Raw genomic sequence first — 24,891 nt, 5'->3', positions numbered from 1 at the left:
CCTGGCGGCCGACGAGATCCTTGGGCAAAGCCAGGTGCTGCGCCAGTTGCTCACTGAGTTGACGGTGCTGGCGCAGACCGAGTTGCCGGTGCTGTTGCAGGGCGAGACCGGCGTCGGCAAAGAGCTGTTCGCCCGCCGCCTGCATCGCCAGTCGCGGCGTTGCCACCGGCCGCTGGTGCAGGTCAACTGCGCGGCGCTGCCGGAGGCGTTGGCCGAGAGCGAGTTGTTCGGGCATGTCAAAGGCGCTTTTTCCGGCGCCAGCCATGACCGCGCCGGGCGTTTTGATGCGGCCCATGGCGGCACGCTGTTTCTCGACGAAGTGGGGGAATTGCCCCTGAGCATTCAGGCCAAGTTGCTGCGCACCCTGCAAAATGGCGAGATCCAACGCCTGGGCGCCGACCGGCCGTTGCAGGTGGATGTACGCATCATCGCCGCCACCAACCGCCACTTGCCGGACTGCGTGCGCGATGGCTTGTTTCGCGCGGACCTGTATCACCGCCTTTCGGTCTACCCGGTGACGATCCCGGCCCTGCGCGAGCGTGGCGATGACATCCTGTTGTTGGCCGAGCACTTTGTTGAACTCAACCGTGTACGCCTGGGGTTGCGTGGCCTGTGTCTATCCGCGGCTGCGCGCCAGGCGCTGCTGGGGTATGCCTGGCCGGGCAATGTGCGCGAGTTGGAACATGTGATCAGCCGGGCGGCGTTGAAGCTGTTGTGTCGGGTTGGTAGCAGTGCGTTCATGAGCCTTGAACCGCAGTGGTTGGGGCTGGGCGATGCCGTGCCTGTGCTTGAACCGCCGGTGTTGAGCGGTGAGGTGTTCCAGCCGTTGGCGGTTGCGGTGGATGAGTGTCAGCGTCATAAGATTCGTCAGGCGCTGGAGCATTGCGGCGGCAATTGGGCGAGTGCGGCGCGTTTGCTGGGGGTGGATTCGAGCAATTTGCATAAGCTGGCGCGGCGGTTGGGGCTTAAGTAGAGAGCCAGATCCAGATCCAGATCCAGATCCAGATCCAGATCCAGATCCAGATCCAGATCCAGATCCAGAGCAGGCTGATATCTACCTGGTGTATGGAGATCAAATGTGGGAGGGGGCTTGCTCCCGATGGCGGCCTCTGGGCCGACCATGTCGTTGGCTTTGATCGAGTACATATCCGTTGCTGCGGTCATGGCCGCTATTGGTTCCGCCCTTACGGCGGCTCACTTTTGGAAAGGCCCAAAAGTAAGCAAAAGGCCTTCGCCCCAACACTCGGCACCTCGCTTGGGCTCGGTGTGCCCTCACTCCGGCTTGAATCCGTGGGCCGCCGTCATGGGCCATCCTTGGCCCAGGACGGCTAACCCGGCGTCCTGCCGGGTTACCCACGGATTCAAGCCTGCGTTCGGCCAGCGTGTTTGACGGGGCGCCTAGGATCAAGATCAAAAGCCAGAGCCAGAGCCAGAGCAACAGCAACAGCGCGATCAGTTATGTAGAGCCCAAACGTCAAGCAATCACATGCGGCGTCATGCCACGGGCGAATGTTGATCGTGGTCAAGGGATAACGGCGCGGTAGTTCCCACACTGTGGCGAACTTTCTGGAGGACCGTGCCATGCCCTTGTCTCTTGCGCAATTGCGCCGCAACTACACCCTTTATGGCCTGCGTGATGACTTGGTGCAGGACGATCCCTTGGTGCTGTTCGGCCAGTGGTTGGATCAGGCGCGCAAAACCGAGGTGCCTCCGGCGGAGGCCAATAGCATGGCGCTGGCCACCGTGGACAGCCAGGGCCATGCCCATTGCCGCATCTTGCTGCTCAAGGGTTTCAGCGCTGAGGGTTTTTTCTTTTTCGGCCATTACCAGAGTGCCAAGGGTGAGGAGTTGGCGAGCAATCCCCATGCGGCCATGACGTTTTTCTGGCCGGGGCTGGAGCGTCAGGTGCGTATCGAAGGGCCGGTGGTGCGTGCGGATGCGCAGTTGTCGGACGATTATTTCGATGCGCGTCCGGCCGCCAGCCAGTTGGGTGCGTGGGCCTCGCCGCAAAGTCAGCCCCTGAGCCATCGCAGCGAGTTGGAAAGCCGCTTGCGTGATGTCACCGAGCGTTTCGCCGGGCAGCAACCGCCACGCCCCGAGCATTGGGGCGGTTATCGCCTGCAACCGCAGCGCATCGAGTTCTGGCAGGGCCGGCCCGACCGTCTGCATGACCGCCTCGACTACCGCCTGCACGCGGGCACGTGGCAGCGCACGCGCCTGGCCCCCTGAACGAGATACCTCCTTGGAGGAATAGGCCCTGCGCCCGTTGCGGCGCAGGCTGACGGCAACTTTCTTCACGCCTGGAGCCTTGATCATGGCCCATTTGAAACAACGCAATTTCGTGCCGCTGAACATCGCCGTGCTGACCATCAGTGACACCCGTACCCTGGACACCGACACCTCCGGCCAGACCCTGGTGGATCGCCTCGAAAGTGCTGGGCATGTGCTCATCGACCGTGGCCTGGTGATCGACGACATCTACCAGATCCGTGCGCAGGTTTCGCTGTGGATCGCCGACCCCGAGGTGCAAGTGGTGCTGATGACCGGCGGCACCGGTTTCACTGCCCGCGACAACACGCCCCAGGCGGTGTTGCCGTTGCTGGACAAGCATGTCGAAGGCTTCGGTGAGCTGTTCCGCCAGGTGTCCCTGGCCGAGATCGGCACTTCAACCTTGCAGTCCCGAGCGCTGGCGGGCATCAGCAACGGCGTGCTGGTGTGCTGCATGCCGGGCTCGCCGGGCGCGTGCCGTACCGGCTGGGATCAGATTCTGGCGGGGCAATTGGATAGTCGCACCGGCCCATGCAACTTCGTGCCGCACCTCAAGCCCCAGCCCGAGCAAATCCTGCAAGCCTGCGAGTCGCGCTCATGAGTGTCTCGGTGTGTGACGGCGGCCATCTGATGCCGGTGGACGAAGCCATCGCCACGCTGCTGGCCCAGGCGCCGCCACCGCCCTCCATCCAGGTGATCGGGCTGGAGCAGGCGCTGGGGCGGGTGATCGCCGAAGAACTGTTCTCACCCCTGGATTTGCCCGGCTTCGACAACAGCGCCATGGACGGCTACGCCCTGCGCGCCCAGGACGTGCCGGCTGAAGGCGGCTACCTGATGCTCGCCGGGCGCGTTGCGGCGGGGCAGCACAGCACGACGAACGTGCAGGCCGGGCAGGCCGTGCGCATCTTTACCGGCGCGCCGGTCCCGCCCGGCGCCGACACGGTGGTGCCCCAAGAGCGTTGCCGCCCGTACGGCCAGCGCATCTGGTGCCCGCCGGTACGCCTCGGCGAGCATGTGCGCAAGCAGGGTGAAGAGCTGCAGCGCGGGCAAACCCTTATCGCCGTCGGCAAACGCCTGCGCGCCCAGGACATCGGCTTGCTGGCCTCGGCCGGCATCCCCCGATTGAAAGTCTATCGCCCGCTGCGGGTGTGCCTGCTCAGCAGCGGCAACGAGCTGCGCGATCCGGGCGAAGCGCTGGTGCCGGGGCAGATCTACAACAGCAACCGCTATGCCCTGGCTGCGTTGTTGCGTGGCTGGGGCGTGGACGTGCATGACTACGGCGTGATGGCCGACGAACTGGCCGCCAGCCGTGATGCGCTGGCCCTGGCCTCGTCCGAATGCGACCTGTTGCTGACCTCCGCGGGTGTGTCGGTGGGGGAGGAGGACCATCTCAAGCAGGCCATCGAAGAACTCGGCCACGTGGACTTCTGGCGCCTGGCGATCCAGCCCGGCAAGCCCCTGGCGTTTGGTCAAGTGGCGGGCAAACCGTGGCTGGGCCTGCCCGGTAACCCGTCGGCGGCGCTGATCACCGCGTTGGTGGTGGTGCGTCCGTTCCTGTTGCGCGCCCAAGGTGTGGAGCGCGTGCTGCCGGTGCCGATCCAGGTGCCGGCCGCGTTTGAATGGCTCAAGCCCAATAAGCGCCGCCAGTACCTGCGTGCACGCCTGAGCCCCGGCGAGGACGGGCAACTGCGCGCCGTGCTGCACCCCCAGCAAAGCTCGGCGATGCTGACCGCCGCGTGCTGGGCCGATGGCCTGGTGATCGTCGAGCGTGAGCATCAGGTGCTCAAGGATGAACCGGTGCCGTTTGTGTCTTTTGCCGAATTTTTGTGAGGAGCCCCCATGCAACTGGTCTGCCCCGCAGGCAACCTGCCTGCGCTCAAAGCCGCCGTGCGCCAAGGCGCCGATGCGGTGTATGTCGGTTTTCGCGATGACACCAATGCCCGGCATTTCGCCGGGTTGAACATGGACGACAAACAGTTCGACGGTGCCGTCGCCTTTATTCGCCAGCACCAGCGCAAGCTGTACGTGGCGGTCAATACCTACCCGCAACCGAAGATCTGGGCACGTTGGCAGCGCGCCGTCGACCGCGCGGCGGACCACGGCGTGGACGCCCTGATCGCCGCCGACCCCGGCGTGCTCGACTACGCCAGCCGCCAGCATCCACACATGGCGTTGCACCTGTCGGTACAGGGCTCGGCCACCCACGCGGCGGCGCTGAAGTTCTATGCCGAACGCTACGGCATTCGCCGCGCGGTATTGCCCCGTGTGTTGTCCCTGGCCCAGGTCAAACAGGTGGCTGCGAGCAGCCCGGTGCCCATCGAAGTGTTCGGTTTTGGCAGCCTGTGCATCATGGCCGAGGGGCGTTGCCACCTGTCTTCCTACATCACCGGCGAGTCGCCCAACCTCTGCGGCGTGTGCTCGCCGGCCAAGGCGGTGCGCTGGAGTGAGGATGCCGAGGGCTTGAGCGCGCGCCTGAGCGAAGTGCTGATCGACCGCTACACCGCCGACGAACCCGCCGGCTACCCGACCCTGTGCAAGGGCCGTTTCCTGGTCGGCGGCAAGCGCTTCCATGCCCTCGAAGAACCCACCAGCCTCGACACCCTCGACCTGGTACCGGAGCTCAGCGCCATCGGTGTCGAAGCGGTGAAGATCGAAGGCCGCCAACGCAGCCCGGCGTATGTGGAGCAAGTCACCCGCGTCTGGCGCGCCGCGCTCGACGCCCACCGCAACGCACCGGCCAGCTTTGTGGTCAAGGACCAATGGCGCCAGGTGCTGGCCGGGTTATCCGAAGGCAGCCAGACCACACTCGGCGCCTACCATCGTGCATGGCAGTGAGGAGACACAGATGAAACTCAGCCTGGGACCGGTGCTGTTTTATTGGGACAAGGAACACCTGGGGCGCTTCTACTCGGACATGGCCGGCTTGCCCCTGGACGTGATTTACCTGGGCGAAACCGTGTGCGCCAAACGCCGCGCGTTTTCCCTGGACCATTGGTTGGGTTTGGGCCGGGAGCTGCAAACCTACAGCTCGGCGCAGATCGTGTTGTCGAGCCTGACCTTGATCGAAGCCGCCTCCGAACTCTCGAGCCTGCGCCGCCTGTGCGACAACGGCGAACTGTTGGTGGAGGCCAATGACATGGGCGCGGTGCAGATGCTGATCGAGCGCAAATTGCCCTTTGTCGGTGGCCCGGCGCTCAACCTCTACAACGGTCACGCCCTGGTACAACTGCTCGACGCGGGCATGCAGCGCTGGGTGCCACCGGTGGAATGCTCCCAGGGCCTGATCGCCGACGTGCTGGAACAGGTACGCGAATTGGGCCGGCCGTTGCCCGAGGTGGAGGTCTTCGCCTACGGCCATTTGCCCCTGGCCTACTCGGCGCGTTGCTTCACCGCCCGAGCGGAAAATCGCCCCAAGGACGACTGCCAGTTCTGCTGCATCAACTACCCCGATGGCATGGCGCTGACCAGCCAGGAAGGGCAGGCATTGTTCACCTTGAACGGCATCCAGACCATGTCGGCCGACGTTACCAACCTGCTGGCCGATTACGCCGGCCTGGTGTCCAGTGGCGCCGATCTGTTGCGCCTGAGCCCACGGGCTGAAGGCATGGTCGAGGTGGTGCGCGCTTTCGATCAGGTGCGCCAGGGCGCCACGCCGCCGCTGTATGTCGATGGCTGCAACGGCTACTGGCACGGCCAGGCGGGCATGTTGCGGGTTGAGGAGGTGGGGCTGTGTTGAGTCGTAAACAATGGCTGCTCAAGGGCGCCGATCAGTTCTTCCCATTGATCCGTCGCGTGCCGTTTGGCGTGCAGCGCCTGGTCCTGCAGCAAACCCTCAACCGCTGCCTGGCCGAACCCCTGCGCGACGGCGGGTTTGACCTGCTGCGCGGGCGTTGGATGTGCTTGCGTATTCCTGACCTGGGGTTGTGCTGGTACCTGACCTTGGCGCGGGACGGGTTGCGTATTGCGCAAAAGGCCGAGGCGCAGGTGAGCATCAGTGGCAACTGGCGGGAGTTTCTGTTGCTTGCCAGCCGGCAGGAAGATCCGGATACGTTGTTCTTTCGGCGGCGGTTGGTGATCGAGGGGGATACGGAGTTGGGGTTGGGGTTGAAGAATTTGATCGACAGTCTGGATCCGGATGTGTTGCCGCCTTGGTTGTGGCGGAACTTGGAGCGGGCGGGGCGGGGGGTTGCTGTTTGATTGGGGGTATATCCGTTATTTAGGTAACGGCCGCTATTGGTTCCGCCCCCACAGTTTGATCGCACCCATCAGGTAGACCTCGGCCTGGTTTTGCGCTGGCTTTTGCGGCCGTGGAGCCGACCGGCGTTGGGTCTGGTGTACTCGGTTAACAATGTGGGAGGGGGCTTGCTCCCGATGAGGGCGTGTCAGTGGCTGAATGTGTGGCTGACTGACTGCTATCGGGAGCAAGCCCCCTCCCACAGTTTGATCGCCATGCAGCAGGGAGGTATCACAGGCTTTTGCTCTGCTTTTTGATCAGCCCGTGGCACCGTCAACCCCCGCGCCCAAACGCCACACCCTGCCTAACTTGATCTCAATCAAGGGCCACCCCCCACCCTCCCACCTACCATCGCCCCCATCTCCAGCGCCATGACGAAGGGTACCCATGACCCGCTCCACACGCCTCACCCTCCAATGCCTGGTCATGTCGGCACTGCTCACTCTCTTCGCCAGCGCCCACGCCAAACCCTACGGCGCGATCGAACAGCAACGCATCAACCAAACGTTCCCCCAGCACGACGCCGTCTCCGCCCCCGAAGGCAAGTTCAACGTCCGCACGATCACCCAGGCCAACACCCCCATCGGCTACGTGTTCCAAAGCCTCGACGTGGTGGCGATCCCGGCCTACTCAGGCAAGCCCATCAACACCCAGGTGATCCTCGACACGGCCGGCATCATCCGTGACGCCTACGTACTGGAACACCATGAACCGATCCTGTTGATCGGCATCCCCGAGGTCAAACTCCACGACTTCACCAGCCATTATGCGGGCGTCGACGTGCGCCAACGCGTGGTGGTCGGGCGTTCCAGTGACCCCAAGGCCGTCACGGTGGATGCGATTGCCGGTGCCACGGTCACCGCGATGGTGGTCAACGAGGTGGTCATGCGTGCGGCCCATGAGGTGGCGGTCTCGCTCAAGTTGATCGACGGCAAGGCCGCCACCGCGCAGAAAGTCGCGCTGATCCGTACCGACGAATTCGCCCCCGCCACCTGGGAGCAGTTGACCGGTAACGGTGCGATTCGCCGCCTGCACTTGACCCGTGGCCAGGTGGACGCCGCCTTCAAGGACACCGCCGCCGAAGCCGGTGAGGCGGCCAATGAGACCTTTATCGACCTGTATGTGGCCGACATCAACCCACCGGGTATCGGCCGCAACCTGCTCGGTGATGCGCACTACGCCAACCTGATGCACACACTCAAACCCGGCGAGCAGGCCATCGCCGTGCTTGGCCGTGGGGTGTTTTCGTTCAAGGGCTCGGGTTATGTGCGCGGTGGGATTTTCGATCGGGTGCAGTTGCGCCAGTTCGGCAATGTGATCAGCTTTCGCGACCTCGATCACCAGCGCATCGACGATGCCTACGCGCAGGACATGCCGGATTTCACCGAGATGTCGGTGTTTATCGTGCGCCCACAGGCAGCATTCGACCCCGGTTCCCCCTGGACCCTGGAGTTGTTGGTGCGACGCCAGACCGGCCCGGTCAGCGGCACCTTCAGCAGTTTTGAATTGCCCTACCAATTGCCGGAGGAGTACCTCGAACGGCCACCGCCCACTGCTGCGGAACAAGCCGCGCTGGATGAGGCCAACCGCCCGCTGTGGTTGACCATCTGGTACCAGAAGCAGGTCCAGGTGCTGGTGCTCGGCGTGGCGCTGCTAGTGCTCACCGCGATCCTGTTTTTGCAGGACAGCCTGGCCCGTCGTCCGCGTCTGTTGCACTGGCTGCGGCGTGGCTACCTGGTGTTCACCGTGGGGTTTATCGGTTGGTATGCCCTGGGGCAGTTATCGGTGGTCAATGTGCTGACCTTTGTGCATGCGCTGGTGCAGGATTTTCGCTGGGAGTTGTTCCTCACCGACCCGCTGATCTTCATGCTCTGGGTGTTTACCGCCGCGAGTATTTTGCTCTGGGGCAGGGGCGTGTTCTGCGGCTGGCTGTGCCCGTTCGGGGCCTTGCAGGAATTGCTCAACGAGGCGGCGCGGCGCCTGAAGGTCCGTCAGTTCGAATTGCCCTTTGCGCTGCATGAGCGGCTGTGGGCGATCAAGTACCTGATCCTGTTGCTGCTGTTCGGCTTGTCGCTGGAGTCCATGGCCACCGCCGAACGCTTTGCCGAAGTGGAACCGTTCAAGACCGCCATCACCCTCAGGTTCGACCGCCAGTGGTGGTTCGTGCTCTACGCCGTGGCGCTGCTGGTGATCAATCTGTTCACGCGCAAAGTCTACTGCCGCTACCTGTGTCCCCTCGGCGCCGCCCTGGCGATCCCGAGCAAATTCCGCCTGTTCGACTGGCTCAAGCGCCGCCAGGAATGCGGCAACCCCTGCCAGCTGTGCGCCAAGGAATGCGAGATCCAGGCGATTCACCCGGACGGCCATATCAACGCCAATGAATGCCACTACTGCCTCGACTGCCAGATGACCTGGCACAACGAAAACAAGTGCCCGCCGCTGATCAACAAGCGCAAGAAGCGCAACAAAGCGCCGCCCGGACAGATCCCCGTGGTGCAGATAAATCCCAACCCTTGAAGGAGCAACCCCATGAACGATACAGACGACAAACATGAAGGCCTGACCCGGCGCAGTTTTCTCGGTACGGGGGCGGTTACCGGCGCGGTACTCGCCGGGGCTTCGGCCATCGGCGGTGCGGTGTTTACCCGTGAATCCTTTGCCGCCGCGGCCAAGGACGCCAAGTCGAAAATCCATGTGGAACCCGGCCAGCTCGACGACTACTACGGCTTCTGGAGCGGCGGCCACCAGGGTGAGGTGCGGGTGCTGGGCATCCCGTCGATGCGTGAGCTGATGCGTATCCCGGTGTTCAACGTCGACTCGGCCACCGGTTGGGGCCTGACCAACGAGAGCAAGCGCATCCTGGGCGAGGGCGCCAAGTACGCCAATGGCGACTGCCACCACCCGCACTTGTCCACCACCGATGGCCGTTACGACGGCAAATACCTGTTTATCAACGACAAGGCCAACACCCGGGTGGCGCGCATCCGCCTGGACATCATGAAGTGCGACAAGATCCTCACCGTGCCCAACGCCCAGGCGATTCACGGCCTGCGCCTGCAAAAAGTGCCCTACACCAAGTACGTGTTCTGCAACGCCGAGTTCATCATTCCGCACCCCAATGACGGCAAGAATTTCGACCTGCAGGACCGCAATGCCTTCACCATGTTCAACGCCATCGACGCCGAAAAAATGGAAATGGCCTTCCAGGTGATTGTCGACGGCAACCTCGACAACGCCGACATGGACTACACCGGCAAATACGCGGCGGCCACCTGCTACAACTCGGAAAAGGCCACCGACCTGGCCGGCATGATGCGCAACGAGCGCGACTGGGTGGTGGTGTTCAACATCCCGCGCATCGAAGCGGCGATCAAGGCCGGCAAGTTCATCAGTGTCGACGGCGCCAAGGTGCCGGTGGTGGACGGACGCAAATCCCTGGACGGCAAGGACAGCGAATTCACCCGCTACATCCCGGTGCCGAAGAACCCCCACGGCTGTAACACCTCGCCGGACGGCAAGTATTTTATCGCCAACGGCAAGCTGTCGCCGACCTGCACCATCATTGCCATCGACAAGCTCGATGACCTGTTCAGCGGCAAGATCGCCGACCCGCGCGGCGTGGTGGTGGGTGAGCCGGAGCTGGGCCTGGGCCCGTTGCACACTACCTACGACGGGCGCGGGTTTGCCTATACCACGCTGTTCATCGACAGCCAGGTGGTGAAGTGGAACATCGCCGAGGCCATCCGCGCCTATGGCGGCGAGAAGGTCAACTACATCAAGCAGAAGCTCGATGTGCAGTACCAGCCCGGCCACAACCACGCTTCGCTCACCGAAACCCGCGATGCCGACGGCCAGTGGCTGATGGTGCTGAGCAAGTTTTCCAAGGACCGTTTCCTGCCTACCGGCCCGCTGCACCCGGAAAACGATCAGTTGATCGACATCTCCGGCGACGAGATGAAACTGGTGCACGACGGCCCGGCCTTTGCCGAACCTCACGACTGTGTGATGGCGCGCCGCGACCAGATCAAGACCAAGAAAATCTGGGAGCGCGACGATCCGTTCTTTGCCGAAACCGTGGCCATTGCTGCCAAGGACGGGATCAAGCTGGAAACCGACAACAAGGTGATTCGCGACGGCAACAAGGTGCGCGTGTACATGACCTCCATGGCCCCGGCCTACGGCCTGGGGGAATTCACCGTCAAGCAGGGCAATGAAGTCACCGTCACCATCACCAATATCGACATGATCGAAGACGTGACCCATGGCTTTGTCATGGTCAACCACGGCGTGAGCATGGAGATCAGCCCGCAGCAGACCTCGTCGATCACCTTCATCGCGGATAAACCGGGGTTGCATTGGTACTACTGCAGCTGGTTCTGCCATGCGCTGCATATGGAGATGGTGGGGCGGATGAAGGTCGAACGGGCCTGACGAAAGGACCCCGCAGGACAAAGGTGGGAGGGGGCTTGCTCCCGATGGCGGTGAATCAGCCAAGGACGCATCAACTGATACACCCTCATCGGGAGCAAGCCCCCTCCCACATTTAGCCGCATTCAGTTTAAGGACATCACTGTGGCTCGATCATTCATCACCTTGATAGGGCTCGCACTGCTCTCGTTTGGTGTGGGCGCCACTGTGCGCCCACTCACCGACTTGCCCCTGCAAACCGACGGCCCCAACCGCTGGCGCCTGCCCGCCGGCGAATACCGGGGCGCGTTCCGCATCGATCAACCGCTGCAATTGACCTGCGCGCCCGGTGCCGTCTTCCAGGCCGAAGGCCAGGGCAATGGCCTGCTGATCAGCGCCCCGGACGTCAGCGTCCAGGGCTGTACATTCCTCGATTGGGGCCGCGACCTCACCGCCATGAACGCCGGCATCTTCATCCAGCCCCAGGCTCGGCGCACTCAGTTAGTGGGCAACCGCCTGCAAGGGCCGGGCTTCGGTATCTGGGTCGATGGCACGGCGGACGTCAGCCTGATCGACAACCGTATCCAGGGCGATCCGTCCATCCGCTCCCAGGACCGTGGCAACGGCATCCATCTGTATGCAGTACACGGTGCCCGCGTCATCGACAACCAAGTGCGCGACACCCGCGACGGCATCTACATCGACACCTCCAACGGCAACCTGCTGCAAGGCAACACCCTGGAAGACCTGCGCTACGGCATCCACTACATGTTTTCCAACGACAACCAGGTGCTGGGCAATACCACTCGCCGTACGCGCACCGGCTACGCCCTGATGCAGAGCCGCCAGTTGACGGTGATCGGCAACCGCTCCGAGCAGGACCAGAACTACGGCATCCTGATGAACTACATCACCTATTCCACCTTGCAGGACAACCTCGTCACCGATGTGCGCGACGGTGCCACCGGCGACACCATGATTGCTGGCGGCGAAGGTAAGGCGCTGTTCATCTACAACTCGCTGTTCAACCGCATCGAAGGCAACCGTTTTGCGCGCAGTGCGGTGGGCATTCACCTCACCGCCGGCTCCGAAGACAATCGCATCGCCGGCAACGCCTTTGTCGACAACCAACGCCAGGTCAAGTACGTCGCCAGCCGCTTGCAGGAGTGGTCGGCCGACGGCCGGGGCAACTACTGGAGCGATTACCTTGGCTGGGACCGCAATGGCGATGGCCTCGGCGATGTGGCCTACGAGCCCAACGACAACGTCGACCGCCTGCTGTGGCTCTACCCCCAGGTGCGCCTGCTGATGAACAGCCCCGGCATCGAGTTGCTGCGCTGGGTGCAGCGCGCATTCCCGGTGATGAAGTCGCCGGGTGTGATGGACAGTCACCCGCTGATGCAAACCCCCATTCCCAAGGAACCTGCATGATGAACGTGGTCGAGATCGAAGGGGTCAGCCAGCGTTATGGGCAGGCCACAGTGTTGCATGACTTGAACCTGAGCCTGGCGCCCGGCGAAGTGCTGGGGCTGTTCGGGCACAACGGCGCGGGCAAGACCACCAGCATGAAACTGGTGTTGGGCTTGCTGGAGGCCAGCGCCGGGCAGGTGCGGGTGTTTGGCCGTTCACCGAGGGACAGCCACGTGCGGCAACGCCTGGGGTATTTGCCGGAAAACGTCACGTTCTACCCGCAACTGAGCGGTGTCGAAACCCTGCGCCACTTTGCCCGGCTCAAAGGTGCGCCGCTGCACCAGGTGGCGCGCCTGCTCGAAGACGTCGGCCTGAGCGTGGCGGCGGGTCGCCGGGTCAAGACCTACTCCAAAGGCATGCGCCAGCGCCTCGGCCTGGCCCAGGCGTTGCTCGGTGAGCCGCAACTGTTGCTGCTGGATGAACCCACGGTGGGCCTCGACCCGATTGCCACCCAGGACTTGTATAGCCTGCTCGACCGCCTGCGTGCGGGAGGCACCAGCATCATTCTGTGTTCCCACGTGTTGCCCGGCGTCGAAGCGCATATCCACCGCGCGGCGATCCTCACCCAGGGGCGCTTGCTCGCCCTCGGCAGCCTGGCGCAACTGCGCGCCGAGACCGGGCTGCCGACGCTGATCCGCAGTCGCGGCTTGCAGCATGTCGAGCGCCTGCAACAACGCTGGAGCGCCGCCGGCCACGTCACCCGTCGTTGGGGCGACGACGGGCTGCAAGTGGCCGCCTGCAGCGCCAACAAGGTCGAGCTGTTGCGTCAGCTGCTCGCCGAGGACAACCCCAGCGAAGTGGAGATGCTGGCGCCGTCCCTGGAGGACATCTACCGCCATTACGTGAACACGGGCGTGGTCACGGCCAAGGAGGCGCTGTTATGACACCGATCTGGAACATGGCCCGCAAGGAATTCTGCGACGGCCTGCGCAACCGTTGGCTGTTGGCGATCAGCCTGTTGTTCGCGGTGTTGGCCATCGGCATTGCCTGGCTGGGCGCCGCCGCTGCGGGGCAACTGGGCTTTACCTCGATACCGGCGACCATCGCCAGCCTGGCGAGCCTGGCGACTTTCCTGATGCCGTTGATTGCGTTGCTGCTGGCCTATGACGCGATTGTCGGCGAAGACGAAAGCGGCACCTTGCTGCTGTTGCTTACCTACCCCCTGGGGCGCGGGCAGATCCTGTTGGGCAAGTTTGTCGGCCATGGGCTGATCCTGGCGCTGGCCACGGTGCTCGGCTTTGGCTGCGCGATGCTCGCCATTGCGCTGCTGGTGGATGACGTCGAGCTCGGCGTACTGCTCTGGGCCTTTGGGCGTTTCATGCTGACCTCGACGTTATTGGGCTGGGTGTTTCTCGGCTTGGCCTATGCCCTGAGCAGCCGCTGCGCGGAAAAGTCTACCGCTGCCGGCCTGGCCCTGGGCGTGTGGTTTTTCTTTGTGCTGGTGTTCGACCTGGCGTTGCTGGCGCTGCTGGTGGTCGGCAAGGGTCAGTTCAGCCCGCAGGGGTTGCCCTGGCTGTTGCTGCTCAACCCCACCGACGTGTATCGGCTGATCAACCTGTCCGGCTTCGGCACGGGCACGCAGTCCATCGGGGTCATGGCCCTGGGCACGGACCTCGACGTACCGCCGCAGGCCCTGTGGGCGTGCCTGTTGGCCTGGGTGGCCGGGCCGTTGGCGCTGGCCTATGGGATGTTTCGGCGTCGCGCCGCTTGACGATTTTTTTGACTGCTGGAGTAAGCGATATGGGTTTTAAGACACGGGTACTGGCGGCGTTGCTGGTCGGTTTGCTGCTGACAGCCTGCGACAAGGAGCAGGCGTCGAGTTTCAGTGACGCGCCGGTGGCATTTCATCCCAACGATGAGTGCCACGTGTGCGGCATGGTCATCAATGAGTTCCCCGGACCCAAGGGCCAAGTGGTGGAGCAGGGCGGGGTGAAGAAGTTCTGCTCCACCGCCGAGATGCTCGGCTGGTGGCTGCAACCGGAAAACCACCATGACACCGCCAAGCTGTATGTGCATGACATGGGTCGCAGCCAGTGGGACACGCCGGACGACAGGCACCTGATCGATGCCCGCACCGCGTTCTATGTGCTCGGCACCGGGCTCAAGGGCGCGATGGGCGTGGTACTGGCCTCGTTTGCCGATGAGGCCAAGGCGCAGAAAGTCGCGACGGACACCGGGGGCAGTGTGTTGCGCTTTACCGAGATAGACCTGGCGCTGTTGCAACAGCCAGCGGGGCATAGCGGGCACTGAATCAGCCGGCCTGGTAGCCCATCAACTGTTCTTCACACAAGATCCGGATGGTGCGCCGCTGCACCTCGATCAACCCGCCTTCCACCAGCCGGTGCAGGATCCTTGAAAAGGTCTCCGGCTGGATCCCCAGCTTCGACGCCACCAGGCGCTTGGGCACTTGCAGCACCACCTCGCCACTCAGCGCATCGCGTTCCTGGAACAGGAAGTTGATCACCCGGCGGCTGGCGTTGGCCAGGGTCAGGGTGTCGATGTCCTTGAGGCGTTGGTGCAGGTGGATGCTCATGCTGGCGAGGATTGCCAGGCAAATTTTCGGCTGGTCCTCCAGGGCCCGGCGGTAGTGCTGGCCTTCGATGCTGACCAGCACACTGTCCTTGAGCGCAGTGGCGCTCACTGGGTAGGCCTTGGCCTGGGTGAACAGCAGGGCTTCGGCAAAGGTCTGGCCGGGCTGGATGACTTCCACCAGGTGTTCCTGGCCTTCGCCCGTGACCCGATGCAACTTGATCTGGCCGCTGACCAGCAGGAAGAAACGGTCAGCCGCGTCGCCCTGATGCATCAAAGGCGCATGGCCGGGCAAGCGCTTGAGGTTGGCCAGGGTGCAGACATCCTGGAAGGTTTTTTCCGGGAGCTGGCTGAACAGGTGATGGCGACGCAGGGTGAGGACGATGTGGGGATGGGTGAGCATGTTTGGGCCTCCGCAATGGGGTAGCGTAGGGGGCTTGGCGCGGGGTTGATATGCCTCTGTGGGGGTACCTCTTGCAGGGCTTGTGTAAAAAATGTGGGAGGCGGCTTGCCCCCGATGTCCATAAGTATCTACACAACGTCAGTGGGATAACGCGTAGCAGCTGTCGAGCCTTGGCGAGGCTGCGTTTGCGGCGCGTCTGACACACCGCCGACGCAGCCTCGCCAAGGCTCGACAGCTGCTACGCAGGGGGGGCGGCTCAAGATGTGTAGATACTTATGCCCCGATGAGGGAGTGTCAGTCACTTATTTGTTAACTGACCCGCCCCCAAAAAAACTCACCCCGCCTGCCGCAAATGCTCCATCGCCCAAACCGCCGCCTCCACCCGCGACCGCAACCCCAGCTTATGCAGCAAATTCTTCACATGCACCTTCACCGTCCCCTCGGTAATCCCCAATTTATGCCCGATCACCTTGTTGCTGTGCCCACTGGCAATCGTGCGCAGCACCTGGCGCTCGCGTTCAGTCAACTCCACCGCCGCATGCGGTTGCGGCGAGCGCAGGGCCTGGGCCAGTACGCGGGTCAGGCCAGGGCTGATCACCAAGGCGCCATGCAACGCATCGCGGATGTACTGGATCAACAATTCCGGCTCCATATCCTTGAGCAGATAGCCATTGGCATCCAGCCGTAACGCATCACGAATATCGTCTTCAGCGTCGGACACGGTAAACAGCAACACCTTGCCGCCATAGTTCATGGCGCGCAGGCGGCGCAGGGTTTCGAGGCCGTTCATGTGTGGCATGTTGTTGTCCAGCAGCACCAGGTCCGGTTGCAGCGCGTCGATCTGGTCCAGGGCTTCCTGGCCGTTGCCGGCTTCGCCGACCACTTGCAGGTCGTCTTCCAGTTCAAGCATCTGGCGCATGCCGTGGCGCATCATCGGGTGGTCGTCGACCAGCAGGATACGGTGGCGAGTGGCTGTGTTCATGCGTGGGTGCCTTGTAGGGGTTGCCCGAGAAATTCCGGGTGAAAGCGCAGTTGCACCCGCGTGCCCTGGGGCTCGCGGGGGCTGATGTCGAGGTGGCCGTGCAGGCTGCGGGCGCGTTCGTCCATGATGGTCAGGCCGTGGTGTTCACGCCTGTCGACCGCTTCGCAAAAACCACGGCCGTCATCTTCGATGCTCAGGCTCACGGTCTCGCCCTCCTGGCGCAGTTGCAGCCAGGCATTTTGCGCATGGGCATGGCGCAGGCAGTTGGAGAGGGCTTCGCGGGTGATCTGCAGCAAGTGGATCTGTTCGCTGGCCGACAGTTGAAAGGCCAGGGCGTCCATATGCAGGTGCACCTGGAATTCGCCACGCCGCGAGAACTCTTCGGCGGTGTCCTGTAGCTCCTGAACCAGCCCGGCATCGTGGATTTGCAGGCGGAAGGTCGTGAGCAATTCGCGCAGTTGGCGGTAGGCGTTGTTCAGGCCGTCGCGCAGTTCGGCGGTGACGGTGGCCAGGGTTTCCACCGGTTCGCCACGGCGGATCAGGGTTTGCATGCGGCTGACTTGCAGCTTCATGTAGGACAGCGCCTGGGCCAGGGAATCGTGCAGTTCGCGGGCGATGATGGTGCGTTCGTCGAGCAGCAGCAGGCGGTGGTCCTGTTCACGCTGGCGCTTGAGCGACAGCGAGGTGCCGATCAGGTTGGCCAGGGCCTGGATCAACTGTTTCTCCCAGTCCTGGGGCGCATGGCCGTCGAGGAAGTGTGCCTTGAGTTCACCCAGTTCCGCGCCCTGGTTGCTGATGCTGAACACCTGGGGCAGTGCGACGTGGATCTTCTGGCAGGAGGCGCAGTCGCCGATGGCGCAGACGTTACGGCCGTTCTCACCATGCAGCGAGAGCATCTGCTGGGCCGGTGCGAGGAAGTGCCCCTGCAGGCACAGCGACAGGCGCAGCCCCGGCAGGCGTTTCTGGAAGCGCCGGATCAATTCATCCAGGCCCTCGGCATTCGCCAGGCGCGTGGCCAGGCTGCGGCTGCTCTGGTAGAGCAGTTCGAGGGCGGCGTTGGCTTGTTGCAGGTTGAGGGTTTTCTGCCGCACCTGGCTCTCCAGGGTGCGGTGGGATTGTTCAATGGTTTCGGCCATGGCGTTGAAGCTCAGGGCCAGTTGCCCCAGCTCGTCTTCGGAGCGGTGGTTGACCCGGGTCTTGAAGTCGCCGTCACGAAAGCGCCGGGTCGCGTGCACCAGTTCTTCCAGGGGGTTGACCACGCCGTACTGCAGTTCATACAGGCCGATCAGCAGGATGATCAGCGTGCTGAACAGCGCCAGCCCCTGGATACCCTGCTGCCAGCCTTGTTTCTGTTCGCTCTGTTGCTGCAACAGGCTGACGAACTGGTTGAGTTGATCGACAAAACCCGGCGCGCTGGCCTGGAACAGCAGCGCGTCGCCGCGTGCCACGGCCGGGCGCAAGTCATCGTTCCAGCGCTGCTGGATTTGTTGGTAGCTCTGTAGCAGGGCGCTGCGCGGGCCGTCTTCGAGCACCGCCTTGAGCGATTGGCTGTCGAGGCGCCCTTGCAGGCTGTGGATGATGGTGTCGATCTCGTCGGTGGGCGCGCCGGCGGCGAGTTTCCAGCTGAGGTGGTAGGTCTCCATGCGCACCGAGCCGGCGGTGTTGATGGCGGCCGCGTCGCCCTGGCTGAACCAGGCGATCAAGCCGGCGCTCAAGGAACTGGCGAGGGCGAGGATGGCGATCAGGATCACCGCCAACCCGGCGCGAGCGGGCAGGGAGCTGCGCAGCCAGTTAAACATGGCGGCGTAAGTGAAGGGGGGTGGAAGCCTGCATGGCGGCACCTGCAAAGGGAAAAGGGCTGAAAAACCGCAATCCCTGGCGCACTACCTCTAAAGAATTGCCGGCCAACCCTCCCACGGGAAAATACCGGCACAAGAGACCAATCCATTGATAAATAAAGACTTTCTCTTGTTATTGGAACTACCTCCTTAGAGGTATGTGGGGCCAGCATAGCCCCATACCCCCCAGGCGGACGTTGACCTGGGTCAAGTTCCGCAGGGGTGCCGCCCCTAACCTGCGCTCATGGAATCACTTTCTGGAGCGCATACCGTGACTCAACCCCGTATGAGACAGGGCCTGGTGCTGGGCATGAGCACCCTGGCTTTCACCGTCTGCTTTATGGTGTGGATGATGTTCGCCGTGTTGGGCGTACCCATCAAAGAGCTGTTGCAACTCAACGAAACCCAGTTCGGCCTGTTGGCCGCCACGCCGGTATTGACCGGCTCGCTGGTGCGCCTTCCGCTCGGCCTGCTGACCGACCGCTTCGGCGGGCGCATCGTGTTCTTCCTGTTGATGCTCGCCTGTGTGCTGCCGCTGTACCTGATCACCTACGCCACCGCCTATTGGCAGTTCCTGGTACTGGGCCTGTTCGTCGGCCTGGCCGGCGGTTCGTTTTCGGTGGGCATCGCCTACGTCGCCAAGTGGTTCGACAAAGAGAACCAGGGCTTTGCCATGGGCGTGTTCGGCGCCGGCAACGCGGGCGCCGCCGTCACCAAGTTTCTGGCCCCGGCGCTGATCGCCCTCGGCACCTGGCACCTGGTGCCCAAGGTGTTCGGCGCGATCCTGTTTATCACCGCGCTGCTGTTCTGGTTCCTCACCAGCGAAAACAAGGCCCACCGCAGTGCTGGCGGCGCCACCCTGCGCGAGCAACTGCTGTGCCTGAAAGACCCGGCCGTGTGGCGCTACTGCCAGTACTACTCGATTGTGTTCGGCGGCTACGTGGCCCTGGCGCTGTGGATGACCAAATACTACGTGCAGGAATACGGCTTCAGCCTGCAAAGCGCCGCGTTGCTGGCCGCCTGCTTCTCCCTGCCGGGCGGCGTGCTGCGTGCGGTGGGCGGCTGGATGTCCGACCGCTGGGGCGCCCAAAGCGTGACCTGGTGGGTGCTGTGGGTGAGCTGGATCTGCTTGTTCCTGCTCAGCTACCCGCAGACCCAATTGCAGGTGCAGACCGTCAGTGGTCCCCTGGATTTCCATATCGGCCTCAACGCCACCCTGTTCACCGTGCTGCTGTTTGTGATGGGCATCGCCTTCGCGTTCGGCAAGGCCTCGGTGTTCAAGTACATCGCCAATGACTACCCACAGAACATGGGTGCGGTGTCCGGCATCGTCGGCCTGGCCGGTGGCCTGGGCGGCTTTGTGCTGCCGATCCTGTTTGGCGCCCTGGTGGACCTCACCGGCGTGCGCTCGTCCTGCTTCATGTTGATGTACGGCGTGGTCTGGGTGTCCCTGACCTGGATGTACTTCAGCGAAATGCGCAAGCAACCGCTGTTGGGCAAAACCGCCCAACCTCTCCAAGGAGAATGAACATGTCCATCGCGCAAAAGCCCGGCTCGGGGCCGGTGATTCACGACTGGCGCCCTGAAGACCCGGCGTTCTGGGGCGCCAGCGGCAAGAAGACCGCGACCCGCAACCTGTGGATCTCGATTCCCGCGCTGTTGCTGGCCTTCGCCGTGTGGATGGTGTGGAGCACGGTGATCGTGCGCCTGAACGCCATCGGCTTTACGTTCACCACCGATCAGCTGTTCTGGCTGGCGGCGTTGCCGGGCTTGTCCGGTGCGACCTTGCGGGTGTTCTACTCGTTCATGGTGCCGATCTTCGGCGGCCGCCGCTGGACCGCCCTGAGCACCGCGTCGTTGCTGCTGCCGTCGCTGTGGATGGGCTACGCGGTGCAAGACCCCAGTACCCCCTACAGCGTGTTTGTACTGATCGCGCTGCTGTGCGGTTTCGGCGGCGGCAACTTCGCCTCGAGCATGTCCAACATCAGCTTCTTCTACCCCAAGTCGCAGCAAGGCACGGCCCTGGGCCTGAACGCTGGCCTCGGCAACCTGGGGGTGTCGGTGATGCAGTTCTGCGTCCCGCTGGTGATCACGTTCGGCGTGTTCGGCCTGGTGGGCGGTCAACCGCAAACCTTGCCGGATGGCAGTCAACTTTGGCTGCAGAACGCCGGTTTTATCTGGGTGCCGTTTATCCTTACCGTCACCGTGGCGGCCTGGTTCGGCATGAATGACCTGTCCAGCGCCCGCGCTTCATTCAGCGAGCAGGCGGTGATCTTCAAGCGCAAGCACAACTGGCTGATGTGCTGGCTGTACCTGGCGACCTTCGGCTCATTCATCGGCTTTTCGGCGGCGTTTCCGCTGCTGATCAAGACCTCGTTCCCGGATGTGGTGGCGCTGAAATTCGCCTTCCTCGGCCCGCTGGTCGGCGCCCTGGTACGCCCACTCGGCGGCTGGCTGGCGGACAAGCTGGGCGGCGCACGGGTGACCTTGTGGAACTTCGTGCTGATGATCGTGATGGTGTTCGGCGTGCTGCACTTTTTGCCGGTGAACGGGCAGGGCGGCAGCTTCTACGGCTTCCTCGGCATGTTCATGCTGCTGTTCATCACCACCGGTGTCGGCAACGGCTCCACCTTTCGCATGATCCCGGTGATCTTCCGCACCCAGCACGAGAAGGCCAGTGCCGGTAAATCCGCCGCCGATCGCGAGCAGGCGATCAAGGATGCCGGCAAGGAGTCCGCCGCCGTGCTGGGCTTCAGTTCGGCCATGGGCGCCTTTGGTGCGTTCTTCATTCCCAAGTCTTTCGGCACGTCCATGGCCGCCACCGGCAGCCCGGCGATGGCCTTCTACATGTTTGTCGGTTTCTACCTGAGCTGCATCGTCGTGACCTGGTGGTGGTACGCCCGCAAAGGCTGCGCCACACCCTGCTGATCGACCACGAATTCGCGGGGCAACGCACCCCACGGCACGCCTGATGAGGAAAGCATCATGAGTCACTTATTGGATCAACTGCGGTTCTTCAACCGCAAGCAAAACGAATTCTCCGACGGTCACGGTGAGACCCGCAAAGAGTCCCGCGACTGGGAAAACGTCTACCGTTCGCGCTGGCAGTACGACAAGATCGTGCGCTCCACCCATGGCGTGAACTGCACCGGCTCGTGCTCGTGGAAGATCTACGTGAAGAACGGCCTGATCACCTGGGAAACCCAGCAGACCGACTACCCGCGCACCCGCAACGACCTGCCTAACCATGAGCCGCGCGGCTGCCCACGGGGTGCCAGCTACAGCTGGTACATCTACAGCGCCAACCGCCTCAAGTACCCGAAGATCCGCAAACCGCTGCTCAAGCTGTGGCGTGACGCGCGCCAGACCCTGTCGCCGGTCGAGGCGTGGGCGAGCATTGTCGAGGACAAGGTCAAGGCCGACTCGTACAAGAGCAAGCGCGGTATGGGCGGTTTCATTCGCTCGAACTGGGAGGAGGTCAACGAGATCATCGCTGCCTCCAACGTCTACACCATCAAGCAATACGGCCCGGACCGCATCGTCGGCTTCTCGCCGATCCCGGCCATGTCGATGGTCAGCTACGCGGCGGGCTCGCGTTACCTGTCGCTGATCGGCGGCGTGTGCCTGAGCTTCTACGACTGGTACTGCGACCTGCCACCGGCCTCGCCGATGGTGTGGGGCGAGCAGACCGACGTGCCGGAATCGGCCGACTGGTACAACTCCAACTACATCATCGCCTGGGGTTCCAACGTCCCGCAGACCCGCACCCCGGACGCGCACTTCTTCACCGAGGTGCGCTACAAGGGCACCAAGACCGTGGCCATCACCCCCGACTACTCGGAAGTAGCCAAGCTCACCGACCTCTGGCTCAACCCCAAGCAGGGCACCGACGCCGCGTTGGCCCAGGCCTTCAACCACGTGATCTTCAAGGAATTTCACCTGGATAAACCGAGCGCCTACTTCACCGACTACGCCAAGCGCTTTACCGACTTGCCGGTGCTGGTGATGCTCAAGCCGATGACCGGGTTCGCGCCCGGCGCCGGCTTCCAGCCCGACCGCTTCCTGCGCGCCTCGGACCTCACCGGCAACCTCGGTCAGGACAACAACCCGGAATGGAAAACCATCGCCCTCGACGAGAGCGGTGAACTGGTGTCGCCACAAGGCTCCATCGGCTACCGCTGGGGCGAGAAAGGCAAGTGGAACATCCTCGCGAAGGAGGGCGGTGAAGGCCGCGCCATCGACCTGAAACTCAGCCTGATCGGTGACGACGTCGCCGAAGTGGCCTTCCCGTATTTTGCCGGCGAAGCCCACGAACACTTCCAGCACGTGGCCGGCGATGCCGTGCAGTTCCGCCGCGTGCCGGTGCACAGCGTGACCCTGGCCGACGGCAGCGTGGCCAAAGTGGCGACGGTGTTCGACTTGTCCGCCGCCAACTTGGCCATCGACCGTGGCCTGGGCGGCCAGAACGTGGCCAAAGACTACGACGACGCCAGCGTGCCGGGCACCCCGGCGTGGCAGGAAGCGATCACCGGCGTCAGCCGCGAGAAAGCCATCCAGATCGCCCGTGAGTTCGCCGACAACGCCGACAAGACCAAGGGCCGTTCGATGATCATCGTCGGCGCGGCGATGAACCACTGGTACCACATGGACATGAACTACCGCGGGCTGATCAATATGCTCATGCTCTGCGGTTGCGTCGGCCAGACCGGCGGCGGCTGGGCCCACTACGTCGGCCAGGAAAAACTGCGCCCGCAATGCGGCTGGCTGCCCCTGGCCTTCGGCCTCGACTGGAACCGCCCGCCACGCCAGATGAACGGCACCAGCTTCTTCTACGGCCACAGCTCGCAATGGCGCCACGAGAAGATGAGCATGCACGACGTGCTCTCGCCGCTGGCCGACAAATCGCAGTTCCCGGAACACGCCCTGGACTACAACATCCGCGCCGAACGCGCCGGCTGGTTGCCCAGTGCTCCGCAGCTCAACACCAACCCGCTGCACATCTGCCGTGATGCCGCCGCCGCCGGCATGACGCCGAAGGACTACGTGGTCAAATCCTGGCAGGACGGCAGCCTGCGCTTTGCCTGCGAACAGCCGGACAGCCCGGTGAACTTCCCGCGCAACATGTTTATCTGGCGCTCCAACCTGCTCGGTTCCTCGGGCAAGGGCCATGAGTACATGCTCAAGTACCTGTTGGGCACCAAGAACGGCGTGATGAACGAAGACATCGGCCACAGCACCGAATGCAAGCCCACCGAGGCCGAATGGGTCGAGGACGGCGCCATCGGCAAGCTTGACCTGGTGACCACCCTGGACTTCCGCATGTCCTCCACCTGCGTGTATTCCGACATCGTCTTGCCGACCGCCACCTGGTACGAAAAAGACGACATGAACACCTCGGACATGCACCCGTTCATTCACCCGTTGTCGGCGGCCATCGACCCGGCGTGGGAGTCGCGCTCCGACTGGGAAATCTACAAGGGCATCGCCAAGGCGTTCTCGGCCATGTCGGTCGGCCACCTGGGCGTGGAGCAAGACCTGGTCACCGTACCGTTGATGCACGACAGCGTCGGCGAACTGGCCCAGCCGTTTGGCGGCACCGACTGGAAAAGCGCCGGTGTGGCGCCGGTTCCGGGCAAGAACGCGCCGAACATGGCAGTGGTGGAGCGTGACTACCCGAACATCTACAAGCAGTTCTCGTCGCTGGGCCCGATGCTGGAAAAACTCGGCAACGGCGGCAAGGGCATCAACTGGAACACCGATGAAGAAGTCGAATTCCTCGGCGAACTGAACCATCACGAAAGCGATGCGGGCATCAGCCACGGCCGGCCGAAAATCGACACGGCCATCGACGCCGCCGAAGTGATCCTGTCCCTGGCCCCGGAAACCAACGGCAAGGTCGCCTTGAAAGCCTGGGCCGCGCTGTCGGAATTCACCGGCATCGACCACAGCCACTTGGCGATCTCCAAGGCCCACGAAGCGATTCGCTTCCGCGACATCCAGGCGCAGCCGCGCAAGATCATCTCCAGCCCGACCTGGTCAGGCCTCGAAGACGAGCACGTGAGCTACAACGCCGGCTACACCAACGTGCATGAAAACATCCCATGGCGCACCATCACCGGCCGCCAGCAGTTCTACCAGGATCACCCGTGGATGCAGGCGTTCGGCGAGCAGTTGATGAGCTACCGGCCACCGGTCAACACCCGCACCATCGAAGGCGTGAAGGGCAAGCGCAGCAATGGCGAGACCGAGATTGTGCTGAACTGGATCACCCCGCACCAGAAGTGGGGCATCCACAGCACCTACAGCGACAACCTGCTGATGCTCACCCTGAGCCGTGGCGGACCGATCGTGTGGCTCTCGGAAATCGACGCCAAGCGCGCCGGCATCGAAGACAACGACTGGATCGAATGCTTCAACGTCAACGGTGCATTGACCGCCCGTGCGGTGGTCAGCCAGCGCGTCAAGGAAGGCATGGTGATGATGTACCACGCCCAGGAACGCATCGTGAACGTGCCGGGTTCGGAAACCACCAAGACCCGTGGCGGCCACCACAACTCGGTAACCCGCGTGGTGCTCAAGCCGACTCACATGATCGGCGGCTATGCCCAGCAGGCCTACGGTTTCAACTACTACGGCACGGTCGGTTGCAACCGCGATGAGTTTGTCGTGGTGCGCAAGATGGCCAAGGTCGACTGGCTCGATGGCTCCAGCGGCGATGACTTGCCGCGCCCATTGCCGACTGACATCGAGGAGAACTGAG

Annotated in this window: 18 protein-coding genes and 1 pseudogene; 16 read left to right on the top strand and 3 right to left on the bottom strand. The window is 63.2% G+C overall.

Annotated elements, in window-relative coordinates; translation table 11 throughout:
• Positions 1-13: 13 nt before the first annotated feature.
• The 13 genes and pseudogenes from FIV39_RS28500 to FIV39_RS28430 all read left to right on the top strand — a co-directional run.
• Positions 14-973 (top strand): annotated as a pseudogene (locus tag FIV39_RS28500) (sigma 54-interacting transcriptional regulator); the annotation flags it as partial.
• A 608-nt stretch (positions 974-1,581) separates the two neighbouring features.
• Positions 1,582-2,229, top strand: a complete 648-nt coding sequence (pdxH, locus tag FIV39_RS28485; protein ID WP_090403109.1) for a pyridoxamine 5'-phosphate oxidase — start codon at positions 1,582-1,584, stop codon at positions 2,227-2,229.
• Positions 2,230-2,314: 85 nt separating this feature from the next.
• Positions 2,315-2,869: a molybdenum cofactor biosynthesis protein B gene (moaB, locus tag FIV39_RS28480; RefSeq protein ID WP_090403112.1), complete on the top strand. Its 555-nt coding sequence runs from the start codon at positions 2,315-2,317 to the stop codon at positions 2,867-2,869.
• Positions 2,866-4,098, top strand: coding sequence for a molybdopterin molybdotransferase MoeA (locus tag FIV39_RS28475; RefSeq protein ID WP_090403114.1), 1,233 nt, complete (start codon positions 2,866-2,868; stop codon positions 4,096-4,098). The genes moaB and FIV39_RS28475 overlap by 4 nt, the downstream gene beginning before the upstream one ends.
• A gap of 9 nt (positions 4,099-4,107) precedes the next feature.
• Positions 4,108-5,103: a ubiquinone anaerobic biosynthesis protein UbiU gene (gene ubiU, locus FIV39_RS28470; protein WP_090403116.1), complete on the top strand. Its 996-nt coding sequence runs from the start codon at positions 4,108-4,110 to the stop codon at positions 5,101-5,103.
• Positions 5,104-5,113: 10 nt separating this feature from the next.
• Positions 5,114-6,004, top strand: coding sequence for a U32 family peptidase (locus tag FIV39_RS28465; protein ID WP_090403118.1), 891 nt, complete (start codon positions 5,114-5,116; stop codon positions 6,002-6,004).
• Positions 5,998-6,465 (top strand): ubiquinone anaerobic biosynthesis accessory factor UbiT, encoded by a 468-nt coding sequence (gene ubiT, locus FIV39_RS28460; protein ID WP_090403120.1) that lies wholly within the window; start codon positions 5,998-6,000, stop codon positions 6,463-6,465. The genes FIV39_RS28465 and ubiT overlap by 7 nt, the downstream gene beginning before the upstream one ends.
• A gap of 463 nt (positions 6,466-6,928) precedes the next feature.
• Positions 6,929-9,019: a transcriptional regulator NosR gene (nosR, locus tag FIV39_RS28455; protein WP_390620718.1), complete on the top strand. Its 2,091-nt coding sequence runs from the start codon at positions 6,929-6,931 to the stop codon at positions 9,017-9,019.
• A 12-nt stretch (positions 9,020-9,031) separates the two neighbouring features.
• The gene (gene nosZ / locus FIV39_RS28450) at positions 9,032-10,933 is read left to right on the top strand and encodes a TAT-dependent nitrous-oxide reductase (protein WP_090403124.1); all 1,902 of its coding nucleotides are present in this window, start codon (positions 9,032-9,034) and stop codon (positions 10,931-10,933) included.
• 156 nt (positions 10,934-11,089) lie between these two features.
• The gene (locus FIV39_RS28445; protein WP_244176476.1) at positions 11,090-12,340 is read left to right on the top strand and encodes a nitrous oxide reductase family maturation protein NosD; all 1,251 of its coding nucleotides are present in this window, start codon (positions 11,090-11,092) and stop codon (positions 12,338-12,340) included.
• Positions 12,340-13,263, top strand: a complete 924-nt coding sequence (locus FIV39_RS28440; protein ID WP_090403128.1) for an ABC transporter ATP-binding protein — start codon at positions 12,340-12,342, stop codon at positions 13,261-13,263. Before FIV39_RS28445 ends, FIV39_RS28440 begins: the two co-directional genes overlap by 1 nt.
• Positions 13,260-14,090, top strand: coding sequence for an ABC transporter permease (locus FIV39_RS28435; protein ID WP_090403130.1), 831 nt, complete (start codon positions 13,260-13,262; stop codon positions 14,088-14,090). The genes FIV39_RS28440 and FIV39_RS28435 overlap by 4 nt, the downstream gene beginning before the upstream one ends.
• 29 nt (positions 14,091-14,119) lie before the next feature.
• Positions 14,120-14,629, top strand: a complete 510-nt coding sequence (locus FIV39_RS28430) for a nitrous oxide reductase accessory protein NosL (protein ID WP_090403131.1) — start codon at positions 14,120-14,122, stop codon at positions 14,627-14,629.
• 1 nt (position 14,630) lies between these two features.
• Here the strand turns inward: FIV39_RS28430 and FIV39_RS28425 are convergent, their stop codons facing one another.
• The 3 genes from FIV39_RS28425 to FIV39_RS28415 form a co-directional block, all read right to left on the bottom strand.
• Complete coding sequence (locus FIV39_RS28425) at positions 14,631-15,311, bottom strand: Crp/Fnr family transcriptional regulator (protein ID WP_090403133.1); 681 nt, start codon at positions 15,309-15,311, stop codon at positions 14,631-14,633.
• A 334-nt stretch (positions 15,312-15,645) separates the two neighbouring features.
• On the bottom strand, positions 15,646-16,293 hold the full coding sequence (gene narL, locus FIV39_RS28420) for a two-component system response regulator NarL (RefSeq protein WP_090403135.1): 648 nt from the start codon (positions 16,291-16,293) through the stop codon (positions 15,646-15,648).
• Positions 16,290-18,092 carry a HAMP domain-containing protein gene (locus FIV39_RS28415; RefSeq protein ID WP_090403137.1) on the bottom strand — a complete coding sequence of 601 codons (1,803 nt, stop codon included), beginning with the start codon at positions 18,090-18,092 and terminating at the stop codon, positions 16,290-16,292. Before FIV39_RS28415 ends, narL begins: the two co-directional genes overlap by 4 nt.
• Positions 18,093-18,402: 310 nt before the next feature.
• Between FIV39_RS28415 and FIV39_RS28410 the strand changes: the two genes are divergently transcribed.
• Genes FIV39_RS28410 through FIV39_RS28400 form a run of 3 tightly spaced genes read left to right on the top strand, consistent with a single transcriptional unit; the run spans position 18,403 to position 24,890 of the window.
• Positions 18,403-19,659 (top strand): MFS transporter, encoded by a 1,257-nt coding sequence (locus FIV39_RS28410; RefSeq protein WP_090403140.1) that lies wholly within the window; start codon positions 18,403-18,405, stop codon positions 19,657-19,659.
• A 2-nt stretch (positions 19,660-19,661) separates the two neighbouring features.
• Positions 19,662-21,059, top strand: coding sequence for a NarK family nitrate/nitrite MFS transporter (locus FIV39_RS28405; RefSeq protein WP_090403142.1), 1,398 nt, complete (start codon positions 19,662-19,664; stop codon positions 21,057-21,059).
• Positions 21,060-21,116: 57 nt separating this feature from the next.
• Positions 21,117-24,890: a nitrate reductase subunit alpha gene (locus FIV39_RS28400; protein WP_090403144.1), complete on the top strand. Its 3,774-nt coding sequence runs from the start codon at positions 21,117-21,119 to the stop codon at positions 24,888-24,890.
• Position 24,891 lies beyond the last annotated feature (1 nt).

This window comes from Pseudomonas grimontii (assembly GCF_007858185.1).
GTDB classification, from domain to species: Bacteria; Pseudomonadota; Gammaproteobacteria; order Pseudomonadales; family Pseudomonadaceae; genus Aquipseudomonas; species Aquipseudomonas grimontii.
Note: the sequence above shows the minus strand (reverse complement) of the source record. Positions and strands in the feature narration are given on the sequence as shown.